The 24,292-nt window shown below is 69.4% G+C and carries 21 protein-coding genes; 7 read left to right on the plus strand and 14 right to left on the minus strand.

Going from position 1 to position 24,292, the window contains the following annotated elements; all coding sequences use genetic code 11:
- Positions 1–98 precede the first annotated feature (98 nt).
- The 9 genes from AC1PZ7_RS13080 to AC1PZ7_RS13120 form a co-directional block, all read right to left on the minus strand.
- Positions 99–797, minus strand: coding sequence for a GntR family transcriptional regulator (locus tag AC1PZ7_RS13080; RefSeq protein WP_482355655.1), 699 nt, complete (start codon positions 795–797; stop codon positions 99–101).
- A gap of 124 nt (positions 798–921) precedes the next feature.
- Positions 922–1,314, minus strand: coding sequence for an oxalurate catabolism protein HpxZ (gene hpxZ / locus AC1PZ7_RS13085; protein ID WP_482355656.1), 393 nt, complete (start codon positions 1,312–1,314; stop codon positions 922–924).
- Between the two features lie 59 nt (positions 1,315–1,373).
- Positions 1,374–2,594, minus strand: a complete 1,221-nt coding sequence (locus AC1PZ7_RS13090; protein WP_482355657.1) for a molybdopterin molybdotransferase MoeA — start codon at positions 2,592–2,594, stop codon at positions 1,374–1,376.
- An 11-nt stretch (positions 2,595–2,605) separates the two neighbouring features.
- Positions 2,606–3,091 (minus strand): cyclic pyranopterin monophosphate synthase MoaC, encoded by a 486-nt coding sequence (gene moaC, locus AC1PZ7_RS13095; RefSeq protein WP_482355658.1) that lies wholly within the window; start codon positions 3,089–3,091, stop codon positions 2,606–2,608.
- A gap of 3 nt (positions 3,092–3,094) precedes the next feature.
- Positions 3,095–3,910 (minus strand): indole-3-glycerol phosphate synthase TrpC, encoded by an 816-nt coding sequence (gene trpC, locus AC1PZ7_RS13100; protein ID WP_482355659.1) that lies wholly within the window; start codon positions 3,908–3,910, stop codon positions 3,095–3,097.
- A 9-nt stretch (positions 3,911–3,919) separates the two neighbouring features.
- Positions 3,920–4,945, minus strand: coding sequence for an anthranilate phosphoribosyltransferase (trpD, locus tag AC1PZ7_RS13105; protein ID WP_482355660.1), 1,026 nt, complete (start codon positions 4,943–4,945; stop codon positions 3,920–3,922).
- Between the two features lie 35 nt (positions 4,946–4,980).
- Positions 4,981–5,589, minus strand: a complete 609-nt coding sequence (locus tag AC1PZ7_RS13110) for an anthranilate synthase component II (protein WP_482355661.1) — start codon at positions 5,587–5,589, stop codon at positions 4,981–4,983.
- A 142-nt stretch (positions 5,590–5,731) separates the two neighbouring features.
- Positions 5,732–7,246: an anthranilate synthase component I gene (gene trpE / locus AC1PZ7_RS13115; protein ID WP_482355662.1), complete on the minus strand. Its 1,515-nt coding sequence runs from the start codon at positions 7,244–7,246 to the stop codon at positions 5,732–5,734.
- A gap of 15 nt (positions 7,247–7,261) precedes the next feature.
- The gene (locus AC1PZ7_RS13120) at positions 7,262–9,151 is read right to left on the minus strand and encodes a peptidylprolyl isomerase (RefSeq protein ID WP_482355663.1); all 1,890 of its coding nucleotides are present in this window, start codon (positions 9,149–9,151) and stop codon (positions 7,262–7,264) included.
- Between the two features lie 190 nt (positions 9,152–9,341).
- Here AC1PZ7_RS13120 and tpiA point away from each other — a divergent pair, with 190 nt between their 5' ends.
- From tpiA to AC1PZ7_RS13140, 4 genes are all read left to right on the plus strand, one after another.
- Positions 9,342–10,097: a triose-phosphate isomerase gene (tpiA, locus tag AC1PZ7_RS13125; protein WP_482355664.1), complete on the plus strand. Its 756-nt coding sequence runs from the start codon at positions 9,342–9,344 to the stop codon at positions 10,095–10,097.
- A gap of 130 nt (positions 10,098–10,227) precedes the next feature.
- A complete protein-coding gene (secG, locus tag AC1PZ7_RS13130; RefSeq protein WP_482355665.1) occupies positions 10,228–10,611 on the plus strand; it encodes a preprotein translocase subunit SecG in 384 nt (127 codons plus the stop codon).
- Positions 10,612–10,722: 111 nt separating this feature from the next.
- Entirely contained in the window at positions 10,723–12,351 is a 1,629-nt protein-coding gene (locus tag AC1PZ7_RS13135; protein ID WP_482355666.1) for a CTP synthase, read from the plus strand.
- Positions 12,352–12,544: 193 nt separating this feature from the next.
- Entirely contained in the window at positions 12,545–13,414 is an 870-nt protein-coding gene (locus AC1PZ7_RS13140; RefSeq protein ID WP_482355667.1) for a VOC family protein, read from the plus strand.
- An 81-nt stretch (positions 13,415–13,495) separates the two neighbouring features.
- Here the strand turns inward: AC1PZ7_RS13140 and AC1PZ7_RS13145 are convergent, their stop codons facing one another.
- The gene (locus tag AC1PZ7_RS13145) at positions 13,496–16,141 is read right to left on the minus strand and encodes a glycosyltransferase (RefSeq protein WP_482355668.1); all 2,646 of its coding nucleotides are present in this window, start codon (positions 16,139–16,141) and stop codon (positions 13,496–13,498) included.
- Between the two features lie 211 nt (positions 16,142–16,352).
- Positions 16,353–16,832 (minus strand): hypothetical protein, encoded by a 480-nt coding sequence (locus AC1PZ7_RS13150; RefSeq protein ID WP_482355669.1) that lies wholly within the window; start codon positions 16,830–16,832, stop codon positions 16,353–16,355.
- 210 nt (positions 16,833–17,042) lie between these two features.
- On the opposite strand from AC1PZ7_RS13150, the gene AC1PZ7_RS13155 reads away from it, so the two are divergent.
- Positions 17,043–18,668 (plus strand): glycoside hydrolase family 17 protein, encoded by a 1,626-nt coding sequence (locus AC1PZ7_RS13155; RefSeq protein WP_482355670.1) that lies wholly within the window; start codon positions 17,043–17,045, stop codon positions 18,666–18,668.
- Here AC1PZ7_RS13155 and AC1PZ7_RS13160 read toward each other — a convergent pair.
- Both AC1PZ7_RS13160 and AC1PZ7_RS13165 read right to left on the minus strand, forming a co-directional pair.
- Positions 18,628–19,008, minus strand: a complete 381-nt coding sequence (locus tag AC1PZ7_RS13160) for a hypothetical protein (RefSeq protein WP_482355671.1) — start codon at positions 19,006–19,008, stop codon at positions 18,628–18,630. The genes AC1PZ7_RS13155 and AC1PZ7_RS13160 overlap by 41 nt on opposite strands.
- Before the next feature lie 52 nt (positions 19,009–19,060).
- A complete protein-coding gene (locus tag AC1PZ7_RS13165; protein WP_482355672.1) occupies positions 19,061–20,002 on the minus strand; it encodes a DMT family transporter in 942 nt (313 codons plus the stop codon).
- Positions 20,003–20,147: 145 nt separating this feature from the next.
- Between AC1PZ7_RS13165 and glmU the strand changes: the two genes are divergently transcribed.
- Positions 20,148–21,497 (plus strand): bifunctional UDP-N-acetylglucosamine diphosphorylase/glucosamine-1-phosphate N-acetyltransferase GlmU, encoded by a 1,350-nt coding sequence (gene glmU, locus AC1PZ7_RS13170; protein WP_482355673.1) that lies wholly within the window; start codon positions 20,148–20,150, stop codon positions 21,495–21,497.
- Between the two features lie 114 nt (positions 21,498–21,611).
- Positions 21,612–23,435: a glutamine--fructose-6-phosphate transaminase (isomerizing) gene (gene glmS / locus AC1PZ7_RS13175; protein ID WP_482355674.1), complete on the plus strand. Its 1,824-nt coding sequence runs from the start codon at positions 21,612–21,614 to the stop codon at positions 23,433–23,435.
- A 286-nt stretch (positions 23,436–23,721) separates the two neighbouring features.
- Here the strand turns inward: glmS and queF are convergent, their stop codons facing one another.
- Positions 23,722–24,183 (minus strand): preQ(1) synthase, encoded by a 462-nt coding sequence (queF, locus tag AC1PZ7_RS13180; protein WP_482355675.1) that lies wholly within the window; start codon positions 24,181–24,183, stop codon positions 23,722–23,724.
- Positions 24,184–24,292 lie beyond the last annotated feature (109 nt).

Here is a 24,292-nt window from a genome sequence, read left to right on the forward strand (position 1 = left end):
GCTAAATGTCCGGCGCGACGTGAAAAGCCGGCGGCGCGCGGCCGGATTTCGCCGGCCGGGCGGCACCAGAGGCGCCAATGGCGGGTCGCGCGGGCGAATCAGACGGTCTGGGCGTACTGCTCGTAGGCGTCGTGGACGATGGCGATGTGGCTGCGCATGGCGCTCGCCGCGCCGTCGCGGTCGCCGCGCAGAATCGCGGTCGTCACCCGGTCATGCTCGATATGCGACAGGGCGAGGCGCCCGAGCGCGCGGAACTGCGCGCGGCGGAAGGGCGAGAGGCGCCGGCGCGTGCCGACGGTGATCTCGATCAGATAGTCGTTGTGGCTGCCGGCATAGATCGAGGTGTGGAACTGCTCGTTCGCCTCGCGATAGGTGGTGAAGTCGCCCTGCCGCATCAGCTCGCCCATGTCGGCATGCAACTGCTCAAGCTGCCGGCGCTCCTGCGGCGTCATGTTGAGCGCGCTGAGGCCGGCGCACAGCGCCTCCAGCTCGGCCATCACCTCGAACATGTTCTGCAGCCGCTCGACGCTCGGGCGCGCCACGACGGCGCCGCGATGCGGGCGGGCGTCGACGAGGCCGGAGGCGGTCAGCTCGCGCAGCGCCTCGCGCACCGGCGTGCGCGACACGCCGAAGCGTCCGGCGAGCGCGGTCTCGTCGAGCGCCGTTCCGGGGGGAAGCAGGCCGCGCGTGATCTCGTCGGCGAGCTGCATGCGCAGCTCCTCGGCGCGCGTCACGCGCCCGCGCCGTCCGACTGCGGCGGGCGGTTCGAGCGGGAAACGGATGGGCAGCACCGACATGAGCGACACGAAACCAGAACGAACAGAGCCAGGACCATCTCCGCCTCATGCATCATTAGCGGCCCCGCCGGGCTTCACCAAGCCCCGCCCTTCACGGTCCGTCGCAGGTAGGCGCGGGGATGGGTCACGGGGCGGCCGGATCGTCGATGATGCTGACATGGGCGGCGACGACCTTCCAGCCTTCCGGCGTACGCATCCAGGTCTGCATCTGGCGGCCGAGCCGGCCGGGCGCGCTCGCACGGCGGAACAGGGTGGAGGCGACGGCCATGTCGCGTCCATAGGTGGTGATCACGGTTCCCTCGAGCGTGCGCTCCAGCCCGACCGGGGAGCGCGCGGCGCGGAAGGCGCGTATCGCCTCGATGCCGTAGAGAATCTCGCCCCCGCCATAGCGGATGGTGCTGGGATGATCCCAGAACAGATCATCCAGCCCGGCCACGTCGTTGCCGACCAGCGCCCGCTCGTAGCGGTCGAACACGGCGCGGACCTCGTCCAGCACCTCGGGATCGTTGATGTCCATCCGCCGCCCTTTGCCCCTGCCGGTCATTGCATTGAGCACACAGGCAGGCGCGGCCGCGGTCAATCCTCGAACGGCAGAATTTCGCAGGGGTCGCCGGCGCGCCCGGCCGGCGCGTGCGGGCGGCGCACCAGCAGCACGTCGGCGCGGGCGAGGTTGCGCAGCATGGAGCTGTCCTGCACGGGGAGCGGGCGCACCACCGGCAGCCCGTCCTCGTGACCCACGATCTCGGCGCGCTGGAAGTCCATGCGCTGCTCGTTGGCCCTCACCTCGGCGCCGAGCCGGGCCGGCTTCAGCTGCGGCCGCGCGGGCACCGTCAGGCCCTGCAACGTCTTGATCAGCGGCGCGAGGAACAGCAGCGCGCAGACATGGGCGGAGACCGGATTGCCCGGCAGGCCGAGCACCAGCGTGCGCGGGCCGGCGGCGCGTCCGAACATCAGCGGCTTGCCGGGGCGCAGCGCGATCTTGTGGACCGCCAGCGCGACGCCCTGCGCGGTGAGGGCGGGGGCGATGAGGTCGTGGTCGCCGACCGAGGCGCCGCCGGTCGTCACCAGCACGTCGAAACCGCCGTCGAGCGCCGCGCGCACGCCCTGCTGCGTCGCCGCCATGTCGTCCGGCAAGATGCCGAGATCGGTCACCTCGGCGCCGGCGGAACGCGCCAGCGCGGCGACCGAATAGATGTTGGAGACGATGACCTGATGCGCCTCGGCGCCGGTGCCCGGCCGCACCAGCTCGTCGCCGGTGGAGAGCAGGCCGACGCGCGGGCGGCGGGCGACGTCCACCATCGCGACGTCGGCGGCGGCGATGAGCGCGAGATCGCGCGCGTGCAGGCGGTGGCCGGCTTCCAGCAGCGTCTCGCCGCTCGCGAAATCGCCGCCGGCGCGGCGGATGTGGCGGCCCGGCGCTGTCACCTCGGTCATGGTGACGACAGCGCCGTTCCGGGCGGTGTCTTCCTGGATGACGACGGCGTCGGCGCCTTCGGGAACGACGGCGCCGGTGAAGATGCGCACCGTGGTGCCCGGCGCGACATGGCCGCGAAAGGGGCGGCCGGCGGCGGATTCGCCGATCAGGGTGAGGTCGGCGGGCACGCGCGCGGCATCCTCGGCGCGCACCGCGTAGCCGTCCATGGCGGAGACGTCGGCGCCCGGCGTGGTGCGGCGGGCGATGACGGGGGCGGCGAGCACGCGGCCCGCGGCCTGTTCCAGCGGCACCGGCTCGCCGTCGAGCGGGCGGGCGGCGGAGAGAAGGAGCGCCAGCGCCTCCTCGACCGGCATCAGGGCCATGTGCGCCTCCGCTATTCGCCCTGCCAGTGGCCCGAGCGGCCGCCGGACTTTTCAAGCAGCCGCACCGCCTCGATGCGCATGCCGCGATCCACCGCCTTGGCCATGTCGTAGACGGTGAGGCAGGCGACGGAGACGGCGGTCAGGGCTTCCATCTCCACCCCGGTCCGGCCGGTGGTGCGGACGGTGGCGCGCACGGTCAGGCCGGGCAGGGCGGTGTCGGGCTCGATCTCGACCGCCACCTTGGACAGCAGCAGCGCGTGGCAGAGCGGGATCAGCTCATGCGTGCGCTTGGCCGCCATGATGCCGGCGAGCCGCGCCGTGCCGATCACGTCGCCCTTCTTGGCGTTGCCGGAGAGGATCAGGTCGAGCGTGGCCGCTTCCATCCGCACCTGGCCCTCGGCGATCGCGACGCGGTCGGTCGCGGCCTTGTCGGCGACATCGACCATGTTGGCGGCGCCGGTGGCGTCGAGATGGGTGAGGCGGGGCTCGTCGGTCATCGCTCAGCCGGCCGCGCGGGCGAGGGCGGAGGGCGCCAGCAGCGCGCTTGTCGCCGCCGCCACGTCGGGCTGCCGCATCAGGCTCTCGCCGACGAGGATGCTGTTGATGTTCACCCGGGCGAGGCGGGCGATGTCGTCGGGGGTGAAGATGCCGCTTTCGCCGACGATGACGCGGTCCGCCGGGATGCGCGGGGCGAGGCGCTCGGAGGTTTCCAGCGTCACCTCGAAATTGCGCAGATTGCGGTTGTTGATGCCCACCAGCCGGGCCGGGAGCTTCAGCGCGCGGTCGAGTTCGGCGTCGTCATGCACTTCCACCAGCGCGTCCATGCCGAGCCCGTGCGCGGTCTCGACGAGGTCGAGCGCCAGCGCGTCGTCGGCCGAGGCCATGATGACGAGGATGCAGTCCGCGCCCCAGGCCCGCGCCTCGAACACCTGATAGGTGTCGTAGAGGAAATCCTTGCGCAGGGCGGGCAGGGCGCAGGCGGCGCGCGCGGCGACGAGAAATTCCGGCGCGCCCTGGAAAGACGGCTTGTCGGTCAGCACCGACAGGCACGCCGCGCCGCCGGCCTCATAGGCCCGGGCCAGCGCCGGCGGGTCGAAATCGGCACGGATCAGTCCCCTGGACGGGCTCGCCTTCTTGATCTCGGCGATGAGCGCGGTCCGGTGATCCGCGATCTTCGCCTCGATGGCGCGGAGAAAGCCGCGCGTGGCGGGCTGGGCCTCGGCGCTCGCGCGCACCTCGGCGAGCGGACGCTCGCGCTTGGCGACCGCGATCTCCTCGCGCTTGTAGGCGCCGATCCGTTCGAGAATGTCGGCCATGGCGCGCTCCTACTCCGCCGCCGCGAGGGCGGAGACCGCGATCAGGCGGTCGAGGGCAGCTTCCGCATGGCCGCCCGACAGGCTGGCGCGGGCGATGTCGAGGCCTGCGCCGAGCTCGTCCACCTTGCCGGCGACGACCAGCGCCGCCGCCGCGTTGAGCAGGGCGACATCGGCATAGGCGCTCGGCTCACCGGCGAGAACCGAACGCAGCGCCAGGGCGTTGGCCGTGCCGTCGCCGCCCTTCAGCGCCTCGGGCACCGCGCGGGTGATGCCGAAGGCTTCCGGCGTGATCTCGAACGACCGGATGGCGCCGTCCTTCAGTTCCGCGACATAGGTCGCGCCGGTGGTCGTGATCTCGTCGAGCCCGTCGGAGCCGTGCACGACCCAGGCCCGTGTCGAGCCGAGCGTGCGCAGCACCTCGGCGATCGGTTCCACCCAGGCGCGGGCGAACACGCCGACCATCTGCCGGGTCACGCCGGCCGGGTTCGACAGCGGGCCGATCAGGTTGAAGATGGTGCGCGTGCCCATCTCCACGCGGGTCGGCCCGACATGCTTCATCGCCGGATGATGCGACGGCGCGAACATGAAGCCGATCCCCGCCTCGCGGATGCAGCGGGCGATCTGCTCCGGCGACAGGTCGATCTTGACGCCCAGCGCCATCAGCACGTCGGCCGCGCCGGACTTCGAGGACAGCGCGCGGTTGCCGTGCTTGGCGACCGGCACGCCGGCGCCGGCGACGATGAAGGAGGCGCAGGTGGAGATGTTGTAGGAGCCGGAGGCGTCGCCGCCGGTGCCGACCACGTCGACCGACTCGGCGGGCGCCTCGACCCGCAGCATCTTGGCGCGCATCGTGCTCACCGCGCCGGCGATCTCCTCGATCTCCTCGCCGCGCACGCGCAGCGCCATCAGGATGGCGCCGATCTGCGAGGGCGTCGCTTCGCCCGACATCATCACGTCGAAGGCCGCCGCCGCCTCGGCGCGCGTGAGCGTGGTGCCGGTGGCCAGCTTGCCGATGATGGGCTTGAGGTTGTCCATGTCGCCGCGCGTCCCCGCCTGTTGTTATCTCGTCCTCACGCCGCCCGCTTCCGGCCGGGGCCGGCGTTCCAGGCGCGTGCCAGATCGAGGAAGTTCTTGAGGATGGTCTGGCCGTGCTCGGAGGCGATGCTCTCGGGGTGGAACTGCACCCCGTGAACCGGCAGTTCCTTGTGCGACAGGCCCATGATCAGCCCGTCATCCGTCTCGGCGGTGATGGCCAGCGTCTCCGGCAAGGTCTCGCGCTTCACCACCAGCGAGTGGTAGCGCGTCGCCTTGAGCGGGCCGTTGATGCCGCGGAAGACGCCGTCGTTCCGATGGCTGATGGCCGACAGCTTGCCGTGGATCGGCTGCGGCGCGCGGATGACGTCGCCGCCGAACACCTGGCCGATCGCCTGATGGCCGAGGCAGACGCCGAACACCGGCACGCCGTCGCGCGCCGCGCGGGCGATGAGGTCGCAGCTGATGCCGGCCTCGTTCGGGGTCGCCGGGCCCGGCGAGATGACGATGGCCTCGGGCTTGAGCGCCATGGCCTCGTCGACGGTGAGCGTGTCGTTGCGGCGCACCTCGACCTCGGCACCCAGTCCGCCGATGTAGTGGACGAGGTTCCAGGTGAAGCTGTCGTAATTGTCGATGAGCAGGATCATCGTGCGTCCATCCGCCGGCCGCATGCCGGCTGTTGAAAAGCTCTAGGGGGTGTTCCGGCGCGGGGTCAAGCCGCGCCGGCCGGCGACGTCTTCCGTCACCAGCCCCGCCATCGCTCGTGTCGCCCCGGCCTGCCCATCGCGCTCACTGCCCCCTGACCGACCGGGCGGCGAAGCGCACGGCTTCCTCGCCGGCGCGAAACAGCGCCTTGGCCTTGTTGACGCATTCCTGCAGCTCGCTCTCCGGCACCGAGTCGTAGACGATGCCGGCGCCGGCCTGGACATACATGCGCCCGTCCTTGACCACGGCGGTGCGCAGCACGATGCAGGTGTCCATCTCGCCGTCGGCGCCGAAATAGCCGATGGCGCCGGCATAGATGCCGCGCTTGTCGCGCTCCAGCTCGTCGATGATCTCCATCGCCCGCACCTTCGGCGCGCCCGAGACCGTGCCGGCCGGGAAGCCGGCGGTCAGCGCGTCGAGCGCGTCGCGGCGCGGATCGAGCTCGCCCTCGACATTCGAGACGATGTGCATCACCTGACTATAGCGCTCGACGAAGAAGCTGTCGGTGACGTGCACCGACCCGATCTTCGCGACGCGGCCGACATCGTTGCGGCCGAGGTCGAGCAGCATCAGGTGCTCGGCGCGCTCCTTCGGGTCGGCCAGCAGTTCGTCTTCCAGCGCCTTGTCCTCGTGCGGCGTGGCGCCGCGACGGCGGGTGCCGGCGATGGGGCGGATGGTGACGGTGTCGTCGCGCAGCCGGACGAGGATTTCCGGGCTGGAGCAGACCAGCGAGAAGCCGCCGAAATTGAAGTAGACGAGGAACGGCGCCGGATTGATCCGCCGCAGCGCCCGGTAGAGCGAGAAGGGCGGCAGGGCGAAGGGCGCCTCGAAACGCTGCGACAGCACCACCTGGAAGATGTCGCCGGCGCGGATGTATTCCTTGGCCCGGTCCACCATGTCGCGATAGACCGCCGGATCGGTGTTGGACTGCGGCTCCACGGCCTCGTGGAAGGCGTCTTCCGAGGGCAGGTTGGGCAGCGCGCTGTCGAGCGCGGCGATGATGCGCTCCAGCCTTTCGCGCGCCTTCTCATAGGCGACGGCGGCCGTCACACCGGCCTGCGGGCGCACCGGCGTGACGACGGTGATCTCGTCGCGCACCGCGTCGAACACCACCATCACGGTCGGACGGATGAAGATCGAATCCGGCACGTCGATGATGTCGGGCTTGACCTCCGGCAGGCGCTCCATCTGGCGCACCATGTCGTAGCCGAGATAGCCGAACACGCCCGCCGCCATGGGCGGGGCGCCCTCCGGCAGGTGGATGCGCGACTCCTCGACCAGCTTGCGCAGCGAGACGAGCGGCTTGTCCGGGCAGGGCTCGAAGGCGTCGGCATCGGTCGCCGCGCGGCGGTTGATCGCGGCGCTGTCGCCGTGGCAGCGCCAGATCACGTCCGGCTCGATGCCGATCATCGAGTAGCGGCCGCGCGTGGCGCCGCCCTCGACGGATTCGAGCAGGAAGCTGTTCGGCCGCTCGCCGGCGATCTTGAGGAAGGCCGAGACCGGCGTTTCGAGATCGGCGATCAGCGTGGTCGTGACGACCTGTGCCTCGCCGCGCGCATAGACCGCGGCAAAGGCCTCGGCATCGGGTATCAGGCTCATGACGCGGTTCCCGGATCAGTTGACCGCGTCGGTGCCGACGATCTGCTCGAGCGCGGCGCGATTGATGCGGGCGCCGAGGCGGCTCTGCAGCTCGACGAGATATTCCGTCATCAGATCGTTCTCCATGCTCTGGCGCACGTCGGCGATGACCTTGTCGTTCTGCGTGCCGGCATCGGGCACGCTCACCCGCAGCACCTGGAACAGCAGGCGGCTGTCGCCACCCTCGGCGAGCGAGCTGCCGACGCTGCCTTCCGGCGTCTCGAACACGGCGTTGAGAATGTCCTCCGGCACGCCGTCGGCGGCGCGCCCGCGGCGCAGGCCGTTGGCGGCGCGCAGCTCGAGGCCGGCATCGGTGATCGCCTTGTCGAAGGCTTCGCCACCGGCGACCTTGGCCTTGATCTCCTCGACGCGCTTGTCGAGCGCCGCGGCCGCCTGGTCCTGCTTCCAGCGGTCGAGCACCTGCGCACGGGCTTCCTCGAAGGTGCGGTCGCGCGGCGCGGTGACCGCCTCCACCTCGTACCAGACATAGCCGCCGTTCTGCGGCAGGGCGACGGGGTCGTTCTCGGCGTCGACCTCGGTCGCGAAGGCACCGCGCAGCACGTCCGCGCGTCCGGGAATGTCGGGGATCGAGGCGCCGTCGGGGGTCCGGCCCTGGATGTCGGTGTCGAAGCTCTGGAGCTGGAGGCCGGCCTTGCCGGCGATCTCGCCGAGCTGGGCGCCGCTGGCGCGGTCATCCTCGACCTGGTCGTATTTCGTCAGCATGGCCCGGCGGGCGGCGTTGACCTGCAGCGCGGCGCGGATGGCGGGGGCGACCTCGGCGAGCGGCTGGGTGGTGCCGGGGGTGATGGCGCCGACATGCACGATGACCGGCCCGAAGCGGCCGGCGATCATGCCGCTGGTGCCGTCGGCCGGCAGCGCGAAGGCGGCGTCCGCCACGGTCTTGTCGATGATGTCGGCGCGGGAGACGTCGCCGAGATCGACATCGCCGGGGGTCAGCTTGCGCTCGGTGACGATGTCGGCGAAGGGCGTGCCGGCCTTGATGCGCTCGGCGGCTGCGTTGGCCTCCTCCTCGGAGGGGAAGACGATCTGCTGGACGACGCGCTTCTCCGGCGTGCCATAGGTCGCGAGATTGGCGTTGTAGGCCGCCTCCACCTCGGCGTCGGTCACGCTCTCGCTCGACGCCAGCACTTCGGGCGTCAGCACCACCACGCCGATCTTGCGGAATTCCGGCGCGCGGAACGCCACCTTGCGCGCGTCGAAGAACGTGCGCAGCTCGTCATCCGACGGATCCGCCGCGGCGGGAATGGAAGCCGCCGTGAGCATCGCGTAGTTGACCGAGCGTTCCTCGTTCTCGAAGCGGGCGACGGCGCCCTTCAGCACCTGCGGCACCTCGATGCCACCGCCGAGCGACTGGATGAGCTGCTGGCGCAGCGCCAGCCCGCGCTCGGCCTCGACGAAGCGCGCCTCGGTGAAGCCGTTCGAGCGCAGGAGCTGGTTGAAATAGGCCGGGTCGAAGCTGCCGCCGGGGCCGAAGAAGGCCGGGTTGCTCTGCACCCGCCGGGCGATCTCGGCGTCGGAGAGCGCGAGGCCGAACGACTTCGCCTGATCGTTGAGCGCGGCCTCCGCGAGCTGCTCGTTGAGCAGCTGGTCGGGGATGCCGAAGGCGCGGGCCTGATCGGGCGTGATGCCGCGCTTGAGCTGCTGGCTGATCTGCTGCAGCCGCTCCTGATAGATCTGGCGGAACTCCGGAACGGTGATCTCGGTGTCGCCGATGGTCGCCAGCGTCTGGCTGCCGAAGCCGCGGAACACGTCCGCGATGCCCCACACGGCGAAGCTGAGGATGAGCAGGCCCATCAGGATCTTGGCGACAATTCCGGAAGCGCTCTTGCGCAGCGTCTCAAGCATTTATGTTCTCGTCTGGCGTCGTGCGGACAAAAGGCCCGGGTGCGCGAAAGGCGCGCATAATAGGGAGCCGACCCGCCCGCCGCAACGGCACTCATGCGCCATTTACCCACGGCAAAAGCCGCTGCTAACGCCGCGTCAGTCTGTTAAGAGGGGATTTCGCGGCGTTTGAGGTGCAGGAGTTGAGAACGGTATGACGGTGCGTCGCCCCCTGGTTGCCGGCAATTGGAAGATGAATGGACTCACGGCGTCGATCGCCGAGTTCGGCCGTATCGTCGAGGGCTATGATGACGGGTTGAGGTCGAGGTCCGATCTCCTCGTCTGCCCGCCGACGACGCTGCTGGCGGGCTTCGCGGCGAGTGCGACGGGCACCGGCGTCGGCCTTGGCGGACAGGATTGCCATGCGGACGCCTGCGGCGCCCATACCGGCGACATTTCCGCCGAGATGCTGGCCGATGCGGGCGCGAGCGCGGTCATCGTCGGCCATTCCGAGCGCCGGCAGGATCACAAGGAGACGGACGCGCAGGTCCGCGCCAAGGCCGAGGCGGCGCGGCGCGCCGGCATCCTGGCGATCGTCTGCGTCGGCGAGACGCGGGCCGAGCGCGAGGCGGGCAAGGCTCTCGCCATCGTGCGCGGCCAGCTCGAAGGCTCGATCCCCGAGGGCGCGACCGGCGCCGACCTCGTCGTGGCGTATGAGCCGGTCTGGGCCATCGGCACCGGGCTGACGCCGACGCTCGCGGACATCGCCGAGATGCACGGCGCCATGCGCGAGGCGCTCACGGCGCGCTTCGGCGGGGAGGGCGAGTCGATCCGCCTGCTCTATGGCGGTTCGGTGAAACCGGACAACGCCACCGAAATCCTCGCCGTCGCCGATGTGGACGGCGCGCTGGTCGGGGGAGCGAGTTTGAAGGCCGAGTCTTTTCTCGCCATCGCCCGCGCCTATCTATAGGCGGTCATTACGGCGCGCGGCCGGCTGGAAACGCCGGACGCAATCGTGTAGGAACGCGCCCAAAGAGTGCGGCGGGCCGGGTTCGGCATAGGACTCGCCTGCCGCTGCACGAGCATTTTGAAGGCATCAGATGCAAACCGTTATCATCGTCATCCATCTCATGGTCGTGCTGGCCCTGATCGGCGTCGTGCTGATCCAGCGTTCGGAAGGGGGCGGTCTGGGCATCGGTGGTGGTGGCGGTGGCGGCGGTGGCTTCTTCAGCGCGCGCGGTACGGCCAATGTGCTGACCCGCGCGACGGCCATCCTGGCGGGCCTGTTCTTCGTCACCAGCCTGTCGCTGACCATCCTCGCCGGCTGGGGCCGTGGCCCCACCACGATCTTCACCCCCGCGAGCACCGTTCCCGGCGCGCCCGCCGCGCCTGGTCCTGGCGGCTCCGTGCTGGATCAGCTCAAGGGCGCCCAGCCCGCGCCGCCCGCCGCTCCCGCGGTACCGCAGGCTCCGCAGTCGCAGTGATCCCGGCGCGGCGCTGAATCGGCGCCGCGTTTCGTTTACCCACAGGCGAGTGCCCGTTCGGCAAAACGGGCACTCGTCGAATCGCGTTTTTGCCGGTAGAAACCGAATTCCATGGCGCGCTACATTTTCATCACCGGCGGCGTCGTGTCCTCGCTTGGCAAGGGCCTCGCCTCCGCCGCACTCGGTGCATTGCTGCAGGCCCGTGGTTACAAGACACGGCTGCGCAAGCTCGACCCCTACCTCAACGTCGATCCGGGCACGATGAGCCCGTATCAGCACGGCGAAGTCTTCGTCACCGACGACGGCGCCGAGACCGACCTCGACCTCGGTCACTACGAGCGATTCACCGGCCGTCCGGCGACCAAGCAGGACAACATCACGACCGGGCGGATCTATCAGGACATCCTCGCCAAGGAGCGGCGCGGCGACTATCTCGGCGCCACCATCCAGGTGATTCCGCACGTCACCAACGCGATCAAGGAATTCATCCTTACCGGCAACGAAGGCTATGACTTCGTGCTGGTGGAGATTGGCGGCACGGTCGGCGACATCGAGGCGATGCCGTTCCTGGAGGCGATCCGCCAGGTCGGCAACGAGCTGCCGCGCAAGCACTGCATCTACATCCACCTCACGCTGCTGCCCTTCATCCCCTCGGCCGGCGAGCTGAAGACCAAGCCGACCCAGCACTCGGTGAAGGAGCTGCGCTCCATCGGCATCGCGCCGGACATCCTGCTCTGCCGCACCGACCGCGAAATTCCGCGCGAGGAGCGCCGCAAGCTCGGCCTGTTCTGCAATGTCCGCGAGAGCGCGGTGATCGAGGCGCGCGACGCCGACAGCATCTATGCCGTGCCGTCCGCCTATCACGAGGCGGGGCTCGACACGGAAGTGCTCGCCGCCTTCGGCATCGAGCCGGTACCCGAGCCGGATCTCACGCGCTGGAAGAAGGTCGAGGCCGGCATCCGCAACCCGGAAGGCTCGGTGACCATCGCCATCGTCGGCAAGTACACCGGCATGAAGGACGCCTATAAGTCGCTCATCGAGGCGCTGACCCATGGCGGCCTCGCCAACAATGTCCGCGTCAATCTCGACTGGATCGAGAGCGAGATCTTCGAGCGCGAGGACCCCGCGCCGTTCCTCGAGCACGTGCACGGCATCCTCGTGCCCGGCGGCTTCGGCCAGCGCGGCGCCGAGGGCAAGATCCGCGCGGCGCAGTTCGCCCGCGAGCGGCGCGTGCCCTATCTCGGCATCTGCTTCGGCATGCAGATGGCGGTGATCGAGGCCACCCGGAACCTGGCCGGGGTCGACAAGGCCAATTCGACCGAGTTCGGCCCCACCGACGAGCCGGTGGTCGGCCTGCTCACCGAATGGCTGCGCGGCAACGAGCTGGAGCGGCGCGGCATCAGCAGCGATCTCGGCGGCACCATGCGGCTCGGCGCCTATCCGGCCGCGCTGGCCGAGGGCAGCCGGGTGGCGGACATCTATGCGAGCACGACGATCTCGGAACGCCACCGCCACCGCTACGAGGTCAACATGGCCTATCGCGACCGGCTGGAGGCCTGCGGCATGCGCTTCTCCGGCCTGTCGCCGGACGGGCTGCTGCCGGAGATCATCGAATATCCCGACCATCCCTGGTTCGTCGGCGTGCAGTTCCACCCCGAGCTGAAGTCACGCCCCTTCGAGCCGCACCCGCTCTTCGCGTCCTTCGTCGGCGCGGCGGCGGTGCAGAGCCGGCTGTTCTAGCCGGCTCGAACGGGCCACGCCGGCGTGGCCCGCCTGCCGCTCCGATGACCGCGGGGCACATACCGACGTCAATCGCCCCATGCTGGCAATCGAGGCTGGATTCACCCATCCGGCCCGTGCTCTGATTGCCACCTGTTCAATCCAGGCCGGACGCGCGACGCGCGCCGCCGGCCGAATGGAAAGGTAGGCGCCGTTGTCTCGCGGTCTTGATCACGTCGTCCATGTCGTCCGCGATCTCGAAGCTGCGGGAGAGCTCTACGACATGCTCGGCTTCACCGTCGGCACCCGCAATCGCCACCCCTGGGGCACGGACAACCGGCTCATCCAGACGCCGGGTTTCTTCGTCGAACTGCTCGAGATCGCCGAGCCGGACAATATCCGGCCTCCTGGCGAGACAACCTTCTCCTTCGGCGCCTTCAACCGCGACTTCCTCGCCGAGCACGGCTCCGGCCTGTCCATGCTGGTGCTGGAGGGCCGCGATCCGGCCGCCGACAAGCTGGAGTTCGACGCGGCCGGCTTTGGCGGCCTCGACGTGTTCGACTTCGCACGCGAGGGCAAGCGGCTGGACGGGTCGGCCGTCGAGGTGTCGTTCTCGCTCGCCTTCGCGCGCGAGGCCGCCTCGCCGCATGCCGGCTTCTTCACTTGCCTGCAGCATCACCCGGAGAATTTCTGGTCGCCGGATCTCCAGCGGCACATGAACGGAACGGAAGGCGTCGCCGGCGTGGTGCTGACGGCGCCGGACCCGGCCGAGCATCTGGCGTTTCTGGGCGTCTTCGCCGGCACGGAACTGCGCCGCGCGGTGGAGGGCTGGTACATCGCCAGGACGCCGCGGGGCGACATCGACCTGATGAGCGAGGCGCTGTTTACCGAACGATTCGGGGTCGCCGCGCCGGGAGGGCCGGGCCTGCGCCTCGCCGCGATCCGCTTCAAGGTGGCCGATTTCGACCGGCTGCGGAAGCGCGTCTCGTCTTCGCGCATGGCGGCCGAGGAGATCGAGGGGCTGATGGTCATCGGGCCGAAGGCCGCGCTCGGCGCGACGCTGACATTCGAGCCGGCCGCCTGATCGCGAAATCCCCGACTTCGGAAAACGAAAGGCCCGGAATCGCTTCCGGGCCTTTTTTCATGTGCGTCGCGAACCGCGCGCTCAGCTGCTGATCTTCTCAGGCATCGCTTCCGGCTGTGCGGTGCGGCCGGGCAGCAGCGCCAGGGCGCGGGCGCGCAGCGCGCTCCAGGTGACGAAGGAGTTCAGCGTCGAGCCCTCCAGCCAGCCAATGCCGGCGGCGGCCAGGAAAGGCAGGCTCTGGATGGCGAGGGCCAGGGCGAACAGGTCGACCTCCACCACCGCGTGCCAGTTCGTCATGCGCAGGGCGATCGCCGAGAGCATCAGGCCCGATCCGATCACCGCCTCCGGCAGGGCCGGGAAGGCGCGGGCGGCGTCCGCCAGCCAGCTTCCCTTGGCGGTGCGGGCAAAGGCGAGGTCCTTGTAGCGGAAGCTGTCATAGACCGCCTTCGCCACCGTGAACTGCACCGCCATCGCCGCGAAGGACGCGCCGATCATGCGCACCGGCGTCGTCGCCACGCGCAGCCGGTAGAGCGCGATGAAGTGCAGCACATAGATGCCGAAGCAGAACAGGATCGGGATGGTGAGGATGCGCTGCGGCACGGCGATGCCGATGCCGAGCACGAAGGGCACCCACAGCAGCGACAGGATCGCCACCGCGGCGCCGACGCTCTCCGAGCCGAGCCAGCTCACCCAGCCGATGGTGAACTCGCGGCGCTGGGCCGGGGTGAGGCGCGTGCCGGCATTCGGCAGCATGCGGTGCCAGTGCTTGCGGATGATCTGCATGCCGCCATAGGCCCAGCGGTGGCGCTGCTTCTTGAACGAGGCGAAGTCGTCCGGCAGCAGGCCCCAGCCATAGCGGGTGTTGGTGTAGTGGCTCTTCCAGCCGCGCTCGACGATGGCGAGCCCGAGATCGGTGTCCTCGCAGATCGTGTCGCTCGACCAGTCGCCGGCCTCGACCATGGCGGCGCGGCGCATCAGGCACATGGTGCCGTGCACGACGATGGCGTCATGCTCGTTGCGCTGGACCATGCCGATGTCGAAGAAGCCGGCATATTCGGTGTTCATCGCCTCGTGCAGCAGGCTGCGGTCGGCGTCGCGGTGGTCCTGCGGCGCCTGCACGATGCCGACGGTGGGATCCTCGAAGGTGGGGACGAGGTCCATGAGCCAGTTCGGCGCGACGGTGTAGTCGGCGTCGATGATGCCGATGATCTCGGCGTCCGGCGCGGTCTCCAGCATGGCGGCGCGCAGCGCGCCGGCCTTGAAGCCCGCGACCTTCGGCAGGTTGATGAACTTGAAGCGGTCACCCAGCTCGCGGCAATAGGCCTCGATCGGCTCCCAGAAGGCCGGGTCCGGCGTGTTGTTGATGATGACCAGGCACTCGAAGTTCGGCCAGTTGAGCCGCGCGACGCTGTCCAGCGTCTGCTTCAGCATCTCCGGCGGTTCCTTGTAGGCCGGGATGTGGATCGAGACCTTGGGCGTGCGCGACGGAGGAGTCCCGGTCGCGGCGCGCAGCAGGCGCCGCGGCGTGCGGCCGAAAGCGATCGTGGCGAGTTCCTCGACCCGATAGAGCATGACGACGACCAGCGGCACGAGCAGGACCAGGCTGACGACGAACGTCACCTTGTTGCCGCCCACCACATAATGCGTGAGCCAGTGGTCGGTCACCGTGGCGATCCAGGCGCCGACGAGGTTCGCCGCGCCGACCATCACCAGCGCCTGCGTCAATGTCAGCTGGGCGAAGCGGAAGACCGGGATCGAGAAGGCGATGCCGAGCAGCAGCGCGATGGCGGCGGTCGCCGTATAGGTCGACGGGGTGATCGGGCCGGAGAGCGGGAATTTGAGCTCGCGGTCGGCGTCGAGAAGGCCCCAGTACTGGCCGACGCTGCCCTCGAAGCTCTTCCACGGCGCGTCGAACGCCTCGATGAGGTTGTATTCGATGCCGAGCGCGTCGGCGCGTGCGGCGAAGGTGCGGATGATCTGCGCCTGCTCGATCTCGCCGGGGACCGCGCTGTCGCGGTTATAGCCCTGGCTCGGCCAACCGAACTCGGCGATGACGATGCGCTTGCCGGGATAGGTGGCGCGCAGCCGGTCATAGATGGCGATCGTGTGGTCGACCACCTGCTCGGGCGTCACGCCTTCCCAGTAGGGCAGCATGTGGGCGGCGATGTAGTCGACCGCGGAGACCAGCTCGGGATGATCGAGCCAGACGTCCCACGTCTCGCCCGTCGTCACCGGCACGCTGGTCTCGCGCTTCACGCGGCGAATGGTCTCGATGAGCTGCTCGGGCGTGCGCTCGGCGCGCAGGATCGACTCGTTGCCGACCACGATGCCGACGACGTTGGAGTTCTTCTTCGCGGCGTCGATCGCGTTGGCGATCTCGCGCTCGTTGCGGTCCTCGTCCTCGTCCAGCCAGGCGCCGACCGTGGTCTTCAGCCCCTTCTCGCCGGCGATCTTCGCGACGAGATCGAGATTGCCGGTCGAGGCATAGGTGCGCACCGCGCGGGTATAGGGAGCGACCGCGGCGACGTCCGCGCGGATCTGCGCCTCATTGGTCGGCTGCCCCTTGTCGGGGTTCGCGTCACGCCCATAGGGCGCGAAGGACATGCTCTGGAAGCGGTCGGTGACGGCGGGTGCCGTTACCTCCTCGCGCAGGGCGAACCAGACAAGAGCATTTACGCACGTGGCGACCGCAACCGCAGCGGCAGCGACACGAACAGCGGGGCGCATGAGACAAACCCACGAAGGAGGTAAGGGTGACGGGCGGAATATAGTACAGTTTTAACGCAGTTGCAGCACGATCTTCGCCGCATCGCGTCACACGCGATGCGTCTTTCGAAAATGCCGTTTCGCTTCTGCAAACGCGGCGAAATGGATATTGGTTCCGCACTGTGGCAAGCCCATGTCACGCGGGTGTCGTGGCATGGGCCGCGTAGCGGAATTATTGCGCAGGCGGCGTGGGTTGCGCGGGCGCCGAGGCCGGCGGAGGGGCGTCGGGATTGACCCAGCAGGCGTGCACCCGCTCGGACAGGCGCTCCTGAGCCTTGCTGTCGATGTTGCCCTGACGGACGAGGCAGCGGAACGCGATCTTCAGGTGTTCGGTCGGGCAGCCGAAGCGCTCGTAGAGTTCGAGGTGGCGGCGGGCGGTGTCGATGTCGTCGCGCCACAGCAGCATGGCGATGCGCCGGCCGCTCCACACGCATTCCGGCAGGCCGGCATTGCCCGGCAGCTTCGCCGCCTCGGCGTATTCCTCCACGGAGCGGCGCAGCGCCTCCTCCTTCGCCTGCTCCTCCGGCGACTTCTGCTCGGCAGGCTTTTGCTCCTGCGAGGTGCTCTGGGCGAACGCGCCGCCGGGAATGGCGGCTGTCAGGATGAAGCCGCCGAGCAGCGCAGCGGCGAGGGGACGTACGGAGCACAACATGGGGGAAACGTCACACGCAAAAGAGGAAACACCGGTCCGGCGAAGACAGTAGGAGAACCTACCGAATTTGTCAGCATGACGGCACATGTCCACGGTGTGTGGGCAGCGCAAAATTCCGCCGCTTTGCATGCGCCTCTTGCCGCAGCGCCAAAGCACCTTTACCCGGCAGGGTGAACGCGCCGAACGAGCTCAATCGCGGAGACCCCTCGCATGCGACTGCCCCTCGCCCTTGCCGTCATTGTCGGCATGGCCATCGTCGCCGTCTGGGCGTGGCTCGGGCAGCCTGTGCCGGCGCCTGTCTCGCCGCTGATAGCGGGCGAGAAGCTGCCCTGCGTCTCCTATGCGCCATTTCGTCCCGGTCAGACCCCGTTCAGCGAAGATGTCGCCTTTTCTCCGGCGCAGATCGACGACGACCTCGCCCGGCTCTCGAAGATCACCCAGTGCGTGCGCACCTATTCCTCGATCCAGGCCGGCCTCTCGGCCGTACCGGAACTGGCGCGCAAGCACGGCCTGACCGTGCTGCAGGGCATCTGGATCGCGGCCGATCCGCTGCGCAACCGGGCGGAGATTGACGGGGGGATCAAGCTGGCGCGGGAGAACCCCGATGTCGTCAAGGCCGTCATCGTCGGCAATGAGGTGCTGCTGCGCGGCGAGCAGTCCGCCAACGACATCGCCGGCTTCCTCAAGGAGGTGAAGGCGAAGGTCCCGCCCGGCGTCGACGTCACCTATGCCGATGTCTGGGAATTCTGGGAGCGCAACCGCGCGCTGGCCGACTCGGTCGATTTCGTCACCGTCCACATCCTGCCCTTCTGGGAGGACATGCCGGTTCCCGCCGAGGATTCGGTCGCCCATCTCGGCGAGATCCGCGAGCATGTGGGCGAGGTCTTCGCCGGCAAGGACATCCTCATCGGCGAGACCGGCTGGCCCAGCGAGGGGCGCATGCGCGAGGGCGCGCTGCCGTCGCCCTCGAACCAGGCGAACGTGATCCAGGAGCTGCTCGCGCTGGCCAAGGCCAAGCATTACCGCCTCAACGTCATCGAGGCGTTCGACCAGCCGTGGAAGCGGGTGCTGGAAGGCACGGTCGGCGGGCACTGGGGCTTCCTCGACGCCTATACGCGCGAGTTCAAGTTCACCTGGGGCGAGCCGGTGTCGGACCACCCGGCCTGGCCGCTCCAGGCGCTGGTCGGCGTGCTGTTCGCCGCCGCCGTGTTCGCTGTGGCGGGACATGCCGGCCGGCGCGCCGGCGGCCGGCCGCTCGGCATGCGCGAATGGTCGGCGGTGACGGGTGTCGCCTTCTTCGCCGGGCTGATGATCGGCCGGTTGCTCGCCTCAGTGCCGGCGGAGAGCCTCGGCGTCGGCGGCTGGATACGCGGTGGGGCGCTGGTCGTACTGGCGGTGACGGTGCCGCTGGCCTGCGCGGCGGCGATCGGCCGGCGCGCGCGCCGCGTGACCCTGACGCTGGCGCTCAACACCGAAGCGACACCGGACGCGCCCTTCGTCGACCGTGTTCTCGCGCTTCTTCTGGCCGCCTCCATCGTGCTGGCGGCGCAGATCGCCTTCGGTCTGGTGTTCGACCCGCGCTACAAGGATTTCCAGTTCGCCGGGCTGACCCCGATCATCACCGCCTTCGCCTTCTACGCGCTCGTGGCCGGTGCGCGGCGCGGCGGGGAGGGGCGGCAGGCGGAAACCATCGCCGCCGCCATTTTCCTCTTCAGCGGGCTCTATGTCGCGCTGAACGAAACGCTGGCGAACTGGCAGGCGCTGTGGACCGGCAGCCTGCTCGTGGTGCTGGCCTTCACCCTCTGGCGCCTCGCCACGGCCGGGCGAAGGATATGAGCAGCAGCCCGCCGGCGAGCCCGGCGAGGCCGTTATTGTAGATCACCAGTCCGACGCAGCTGGCCATCAGCGCGATGGTGAACATCACCAGCGAGGGGCGGATGAGCTGGATCGTCGCGGCGACCAGGGCGGTGATGCCGAAGACCGAATGGCTGAACGCGGCGATCACCAGCGCGCGCGTCTCGCAGGTCATGGTCTCCGCGCCGCGGCAGGCGAGGCCGACGGCCGACTGCTCGACCAGCGCGTAGCGCATGTAGATCGCCCAGCCGAGCGCGAAGGCGCCGAGGGCGATGATGACATTACTGGCGCGGGCGCCGGGCAGGAAGCTGCGATGAGCCACGGTCAGGGTCCTTCTCCGATGCTCTGCTGCATCGCACACGCCGACGTCCCGATCAATGTGCCGGCGGGCGCCGCCGGGTCGCCAGGATCACCCCGCCGAGGATCAGCACGAAGCCGACGGCGTGGTAGAGATGCAGTTCCTCGCCGAGCAGCAGGACGGCCAGCAGCACGCCATAGACCGGCATGAGGTAGAGGAATGTCGCGGTCATCGGCGCGCCGGCCGTGCGCACGCAGAACAGGAACAGGGTGAAGGCGAGCACCGAGGGGAAGATCGCCAGGAACACGATGGCGCCCCACGCTTCCAGACTGTCCGGCTGCGGCGCGCCGCTCAACGCTTCCCACAGCGCGAACGGCGCCAGCAGCACGGCGCCGGCGATGGCATTGGCGGTGAAGGTCGTCAGCCCGCCCAGCCGCGTCAGCGGGCTGTCGCGCAGCATCAGCGAATAGATCGCCCAGGCGATCGAGGCGACCAGGATGCCGAAATCGCCCATGTTGAAATGCAGGCCGAGCAGCCGGCCCGGTTCGCCGTGCACGGTGATCAGCGCGATGCCGGCGAAGCCCGCCAGCGTTCCGGCGAGCTGAACCGCCGGCAGCGCCTGGCGCCGCAGCGCCGAGTCGAGCACCACGATCATGAGGGTGGAGGTGGTGTAGATCAGCGTCGCGTTGGTCGCCGTGGTGTGCTCCAGCGCGACATAGACGTTGCCGCCGCACAGCACCATGCCGAGCAGGCCGAGCACGAGCAGGCGCCGCCACTGCGCGCGCAGCACATGGCGATGGCGGATCAGGGCGCCGCCGGCGATCGGCAGGAGGATCGCCGCCGCGATGGACCAGCGCCAGAAGGCGAGCGACCAGGGCGGCACCACACCGACCACCGCCCGGCCGACGATCAGGTTGGTCGAGAAGAAGAGCGGCATCGCCAGCAATGCGAACAGCGCCCGGGGATCGTGGGACACGCTGTGCGGGGCATCGAGGGTGGCCTGGGGAGGATGATCCATGATGCGTCCTGATACACGCTTCGCCCCCTGTCGTCGCCGGGCCTTTCGGGGCTCCCTTTCGCCGATGCGCGAGGCAGGCTAGATACCGCGCACACGTCAGGGCGGGTCCGCCGCCTTCGCCTTCCGCCGATCTCCGGAGTTCGCGATGCGCCAGCTTCTCGTCATTGTTCTCGCAGCCGGGGAGGGCACCCGCATGCTGTCCTCCCTGCCGAAGGTGCTGCACGCGGTGGCGGGCCGGCCGATGGTCTCGCATGTGCTGGATGCCGCGCTCGCCGCCGGCGCCGCGCAGCTCGCCGTCGTGATCGGCCCCGACCACGACCGGGTCGCCGCCGAGGTGCGCCGCATGGCGCCCGAGGCGGAGGTTTTCGTGCAGGCCGAACGGCGCGGTACCGCGCATGCGGTGCTGGCCGCGCGGGCGGCGCTGGAGCGCGGCTATGACGACGTCGTGGTCATGTATGGCGATACCCCGCTGGTCCGGCCCGAGACCATCGGCGCGCTGCGCGGCCCGCTCGCCGATGGTGCGGCGGTGTCCGTGCTGGGGTTCCGCCCGGAAGATCCGTTCGGCTATGGCCGGCTGGTGACCGAGGACGGCGCGCTCGTTGCCATCCGCGAGGAGAAGGACGCCAGCGCGGCCGAGCGGGCCATCGGCCTGTGCAATGCCGGCCTGATGGCGCTGGACGGCCGCGCCGCGCTCGCCATTCTCGACAGCATCGGCGATGCCAACGCCAAGCGCGAATTCTATCTGCCGGACGCGGTCGAGGCCGCCCGCGCGCTGGGCCGCGCGGCGGCGGTCTGCGAGGCGGCGGCGGACGAGGTGGTCGGCGTCAACAGCCGCGCCCAGCTCGCCGAGGCCGAGGCGATCCTGCAGCAGCGCCTGCGCCGGCGGGCGCTGGAGGGCGGCGCGACGCTGGTCGCGCCGGACACCGTGTTCTTCTCCGCCGATACGCGCCTGGGCCGCGACGTGGTCATCGAGCCGAACGTCTTCTTCGGTCCGGGCGTTCATGTCGAGGACGGCGCCACCATCCGCGCCTTCAGTCATGTCGAGGGCGCGCATGTCGGCCCCGGCGCCATCGTCGGGCCGTTTGCCCGCCTGCGCCCCGGCGCGGAGCTGGGGCAGGGGGTGCATATCGGCAATTTCGTGGAGATCAAGGCGTCCGACCTCGCGCCGGGCGTCAAGGTCAACCACCTTTCCTATGTCGGCGATACCAGCGTCGGGGCGAACACCAACATCGGCGCCGGCACCATTACCTGCAATTATGACGGCTTCCGCAAGCACCGCACCACCATCGGCGCCAACGCCTTCGTCGGCACCAACAGCCTGCTGGTGGCGCCGGTGAGCGTGGGCGATGGCGCCTATCTCGGTACCGGCTCGGTGATCACCGAGGACGTGCCGGCGGACGCGCTGGCGATCGGTCGCGCCCGGCAGGTCAACAAGCCGGGCCTGGCGGCGCGGCTGCGCGCCCGTCTCTCGGCCGGCCTCGCGCCGAAGAAATGACACGATGCGGGCGATACGAAGGGACATTCGAATTGATTTCTGCACTGCGGTGACGGGCGGTTAAACCCTGCGTCCTAGCCTCGCGGATCGTCGCTTCAGGGAAGGGCCCGGATCATGTGTGGAATCATCGGCATCGTCGGCACCGCGCCGGTCGCCGACCGGCTGGTCGAATCGCTGAAGCGGCTGGAGTATCGCGGCTACGATTCCGCCGGCATCGCCACGCTGGACAAGGGGCACATCGCCCGCCGCCGCGCCGAGGGCAAGCTGCGCAATCTGGAGGCCGTTCTGCGCGAGGCGCCGCTCGAAGGGCGCATCGGCATCGGCCACACGCGCTGGGCGACGCATGGCCGGCCGAGCGTCGCCAATGCCCATCCGCACGCCACCACCGAGGTTGCGGTGGTCCATAACGGCATCATCGAGAATTTCCGCGAGCTGCGGGACGAACTGCTCGGGTCGGGCGCGAATTTCGAGAGCGAGACCGACACCGAGGTGGTCGCCCATCTGGTGACGCGCGAAATGCGCGGCGGGCTGGGTCCGGTCGACGCGGTGGCGGCGGCCCTGCCGCGCCTGCAGGGCGCTTTCGCGCTCGCCTTCCTCTTCGATGGCGAGGACGGCCTGATGATCGGCGCCCGCAGGGGCAGCCCGCTCGCCATCGGCTATGGCAATGGCGAAATGTATCTCGGCTCGGACGCCATCGCGCTGGCGCCCTTCACCGACACCATCTCCTATCTCGACGATGGCGACTGGGCGGTGCTGCGCCGGCAGGGCATCGAGATCCGCGATTCCTCCAACCGGCGCGTCGAGCGCGCGGTGCAGAAGACCACCGCCACCGCCTTCCTGGTCGAGAAGGGCAATTTCCGCCACTTCATGGCGAAGGAAATGCACGAGCAGCCCGAGGTGGTGGCGCACACGCTGGCGCACTATCTCGACATGGCCAACGAGACCGTGCAACTGCCGGACCTGCCGTTCGACTTCACGACGCTCGAACGGGTCTCCATCGCCGCCTGCGGCACGGCCTATTATGCGGGGCTCATCGCCAAATACTGGTTCGAGCGCTACGCCCGCCTGCCGGTCGAGATCGACGTCGCTTCCGAGTTCCGCTACCGCGAGGCGCCGCTGCCGGCGAACGGCCTGTCCATCGTCATCTCGCAGTCGGGCGAGACCGCCGACACGCTGGCCTCGCTGCGCTATGCCCGGCAGGAGAAGCAGCACCTGCTCGCCGTGGTGAACGTGCCGACCTCGACGATCGCCCGCGAGGCGGACGCCGTGCTTCCCACGCTCGCCGGGCCGGAGATCGGCGTCGCCTCCACCAAGGCCTTCACCTGCCAGCTCGCCACGCTGGCCGCCCTCGCGGTGGCGGCCGGCCGCGCACGCGGCGTCCTCTCGCTGGAGGAGGAGCGCGGTCTGGTCCATGCGCTGGTCGAGGTGCCGCGCCTGATGAACCGGGCGCTCGATCTGGGTCCCGACATCGAGCATCTCGCCCGCACCTTCGCCAAGACCAAGGACGTGCTCTATCTCGGCCGCGGCACCTCCTATCCGCTGGCGATGGAGGGCGCGCTGAAGCTGAAGGAAATCTCCTACATCCACGCCGAGGGCTACGCCGCCGGCGAGCTCAAGCACGGGCCGATTGCGCTGATCGACGAAAACATGCCGGTGGTGGTGATCGCCCCGCACGACGCGGTGTTCGAGAAGACCATGTCGAACATGCAGGAAGTGGCGGCGCGCGGCGGGCGCATCATCCTCATCACCGACGAGACCGGCGCGAAGCACGCGTCGCTGGAGACCGAGGCGACGCTGGTGCTGCCGGACATGAATCCGCTGGTGACGCCGCTGGTCTATGCCATCCCGATCCAGCTTCTCGCCTATCATACGGCGGTGGTGATGGGCACGGATGTCGACCAGCCGCGCAACCTCGCCAAGTCGGTGACGGTGGAGTAGCGGCGCGTCCTGTTACGCCGTCATCCCGGCCGCAGCGAAGCGGAGAGCCGGGATCGCAGGCCGCTTTCCCCTCCAGCGATCCCGGATCGGCCTGCGGCCGTCCGGGATGACGAGGGTAATGACACACGGGCCCCGCCCCTTTCTCCCCCCTCGCGCCGTCATCCTGATGAGCGAGCGCAGCGAGCCTCGAAGGCTGCCCGCCCTCGGCGCACCAGGATGAGCGTCCTTCGAAGCCCGGCCGCTGGCCGGGCACCTCAGGATGACGTTCATCAGGGGGCGGCGCTTCCTAGCCCCGTCCGCGATAGGGCGGAACGCCCTGGTCCGGCAGCCATACGCCCTCGGGCGGGGTGCCGCTCTGCCAGAACACATCGATCGGAATGCCGCCGCGCGGGTACCAGTAGCCGCCGATGCGCAGCCAGTGCGGCGCGAGGAGATCGCGCAGGCGCAGGCCGATGGCGACCGTGCAGTCCTCGTGGAAGGCGCCATGGTTGCGGAAGCTGGCGAGATAGAGCTTCAGCGATTTCGATTCGACCAGCCAGCCTTGCGGCACGTAGTCGATCACCAGCTGCGCGAAGTCGGGCTGTCCGGTGACGGGGCAGAGCGAGGTGAATTCCGGGGCGGTGAAGCGCGCCACGTATCGCGTGTCCGGGTGCGGATTGGGGACGCGGTCGAGCACGGCCTCCTCGGGCGAGGCGGGCAGGGCGCTGGCGCGGCCAAGCTGCATCGGGCCGTCGGTGGTGTCGTTCATGGGTGGCTCCTGCGGGTCGGGGAGTCGGGGCTATATGTCGCTGGCACCTCTTTCGCATGTCACATCGCCGGAGTAGAAGCGCGTCGACCATCCTGGCCGAGTTGAGAAG

The sequence above is a fragment of the Ancylobacter sp. TW_SC_1 genome (assembly GCF_056836805.1).

Excerpts from the sequence above, each read along its gene's own strand:
- trpE (WP_482355662.1), bottom strand. The coding sequence starts at position 7,246 with ATGAGCCTGATACCCGATGCCGAGGCCTTTGCCGCGGTCTATGCGCGC.
- AC1PZ7_RS13080 (WP_482355655.1), bottom strand. The coding sequence starts at position 797 with ATGTCGGTGCTGCCCATCCGTTTCCCGCTCGAACCGCCCGCCGCAGTC.
- hpxZ (WP_482355656.1), bottom strand. The coding sequence starts at position 1,314 with ATGGACATCAACGATCCCGAGGTGCTGGACGAGGTCCGCGCCGTGTTC.
- glmU (WP_482355673.1), top strand. The coding sequence starts at position 20,148 with ATGCGCCAGCTTCTCGTCATTGTTCTCGCAGCCGGGGAGGGCACCCGC.
- secG (WP_482355665.1), top strand. The coding sequence starts at position 10,228 with ATGCAAACCGTTATCATCGTCATCCATCTCATGGTCGTGCTGGCCCTG.
- queF (WP_482355675.1), bottom strand. The coding sequence starts at position 24,183 with ATGAACGACACCACCGACGGCCCGATGCAGCTTGGCCGCGCCAGCGCC.
- moaC (WP_482355658.1), bottom strand. The coding sequence starts at position 3,091 with ATGACCGACGAGCCCCGCCTCACCCATCTCGACGCCACCGGCGCCGCC.
- trpD (WP_482355660.1), bottom strand. The coding sequence starts at position 4,945 with ATGGACAACCTCAAGCCCATCATCGGCAAGCTGGCCACCGGCACCACG.
- glmS (WP_482355674.1), top strand. The coding sequence starts at position 21,612 with ATGTGTGGAATCATCGGCATCGTCGGCACCGCGCCGGTCGCCGACCGG.
- tpiA (WP_482355664.1), top strand. The coding sequence starts at position 9,342 with ATGACGGTGCGTCGCCCCCTGGTTGCCGGCAATTGGAAGATGAATGGA.
- AC1PZ7_RS13150 (WP_482355669.1), bottom strand. The coding sequence starts at position 16,832 with ATGTTGTGCTCCGTACGTCCCCTCGCCGCTGCGCTGCTCGGCGGCTTC.
- AC1PZ7_RS13165 (WP_482355672.1), bottom strand. The coding sequence starts at position 20,002 with ATGGATCATCCTCCCCAGGCCACCCTCGATGCCCCGCACAGCGTGTCC.
- trpC (WP_482355659.1), bottom strand. The coding sequence starts at position 3,910 with ATGGCCGACATTCTCGAACGGATCGGCGCCTACAAGCGCGAGGAGATC.
- AC1PZ7_RS13135 (WP_482355666.1), top strand. The coding sequence starts at position 10,723 with ATGGCGCGCTACATTTTCATCACCGGCGGCGTCGTGTCCTCGCTTGGC.
- AC1PZ7_RS13090 (WP_482355657.1), bottom strand. The coding sequence starts at position 2,594 with ATGGCCCTGATGCCGGTCGAGGAGGCGCTGGCGCTCCTTCTCTCCGCC.
- AC1PZ7_RS13155 (WP_482355670.1), top strand. The coding sequence starts at position 17,043 with ATGCGACTGCCCCTCGCCCTTGCCGTCATTGTCGGCATGGCCATCGTC.
- AC1PZ7_RS13120 (WP_482355663.1), bottom strand. The coding sequence starts at position 9,151 with ATGCTTGAGACGCTGCGCAAGAGCGCTTCCGGAATTGTCGCCAAGATC.
- AC1PZ7_RS13110 (WP_482355661.1), bottom strand. The coding sequence starts at position 5,589 with ATGATCCTGCTCATCGACAATTACGACAGCTTCACCTGGAACCTCGTC.
- AC1PZ7_RS13145 (WP_482355668.1), bottom strand. The coding sequence starts at position 16,141 with ATGCGCCCCGCTGTTCGTGTCGCTGCCGCTGCGGTTGCGGTCGCCACG.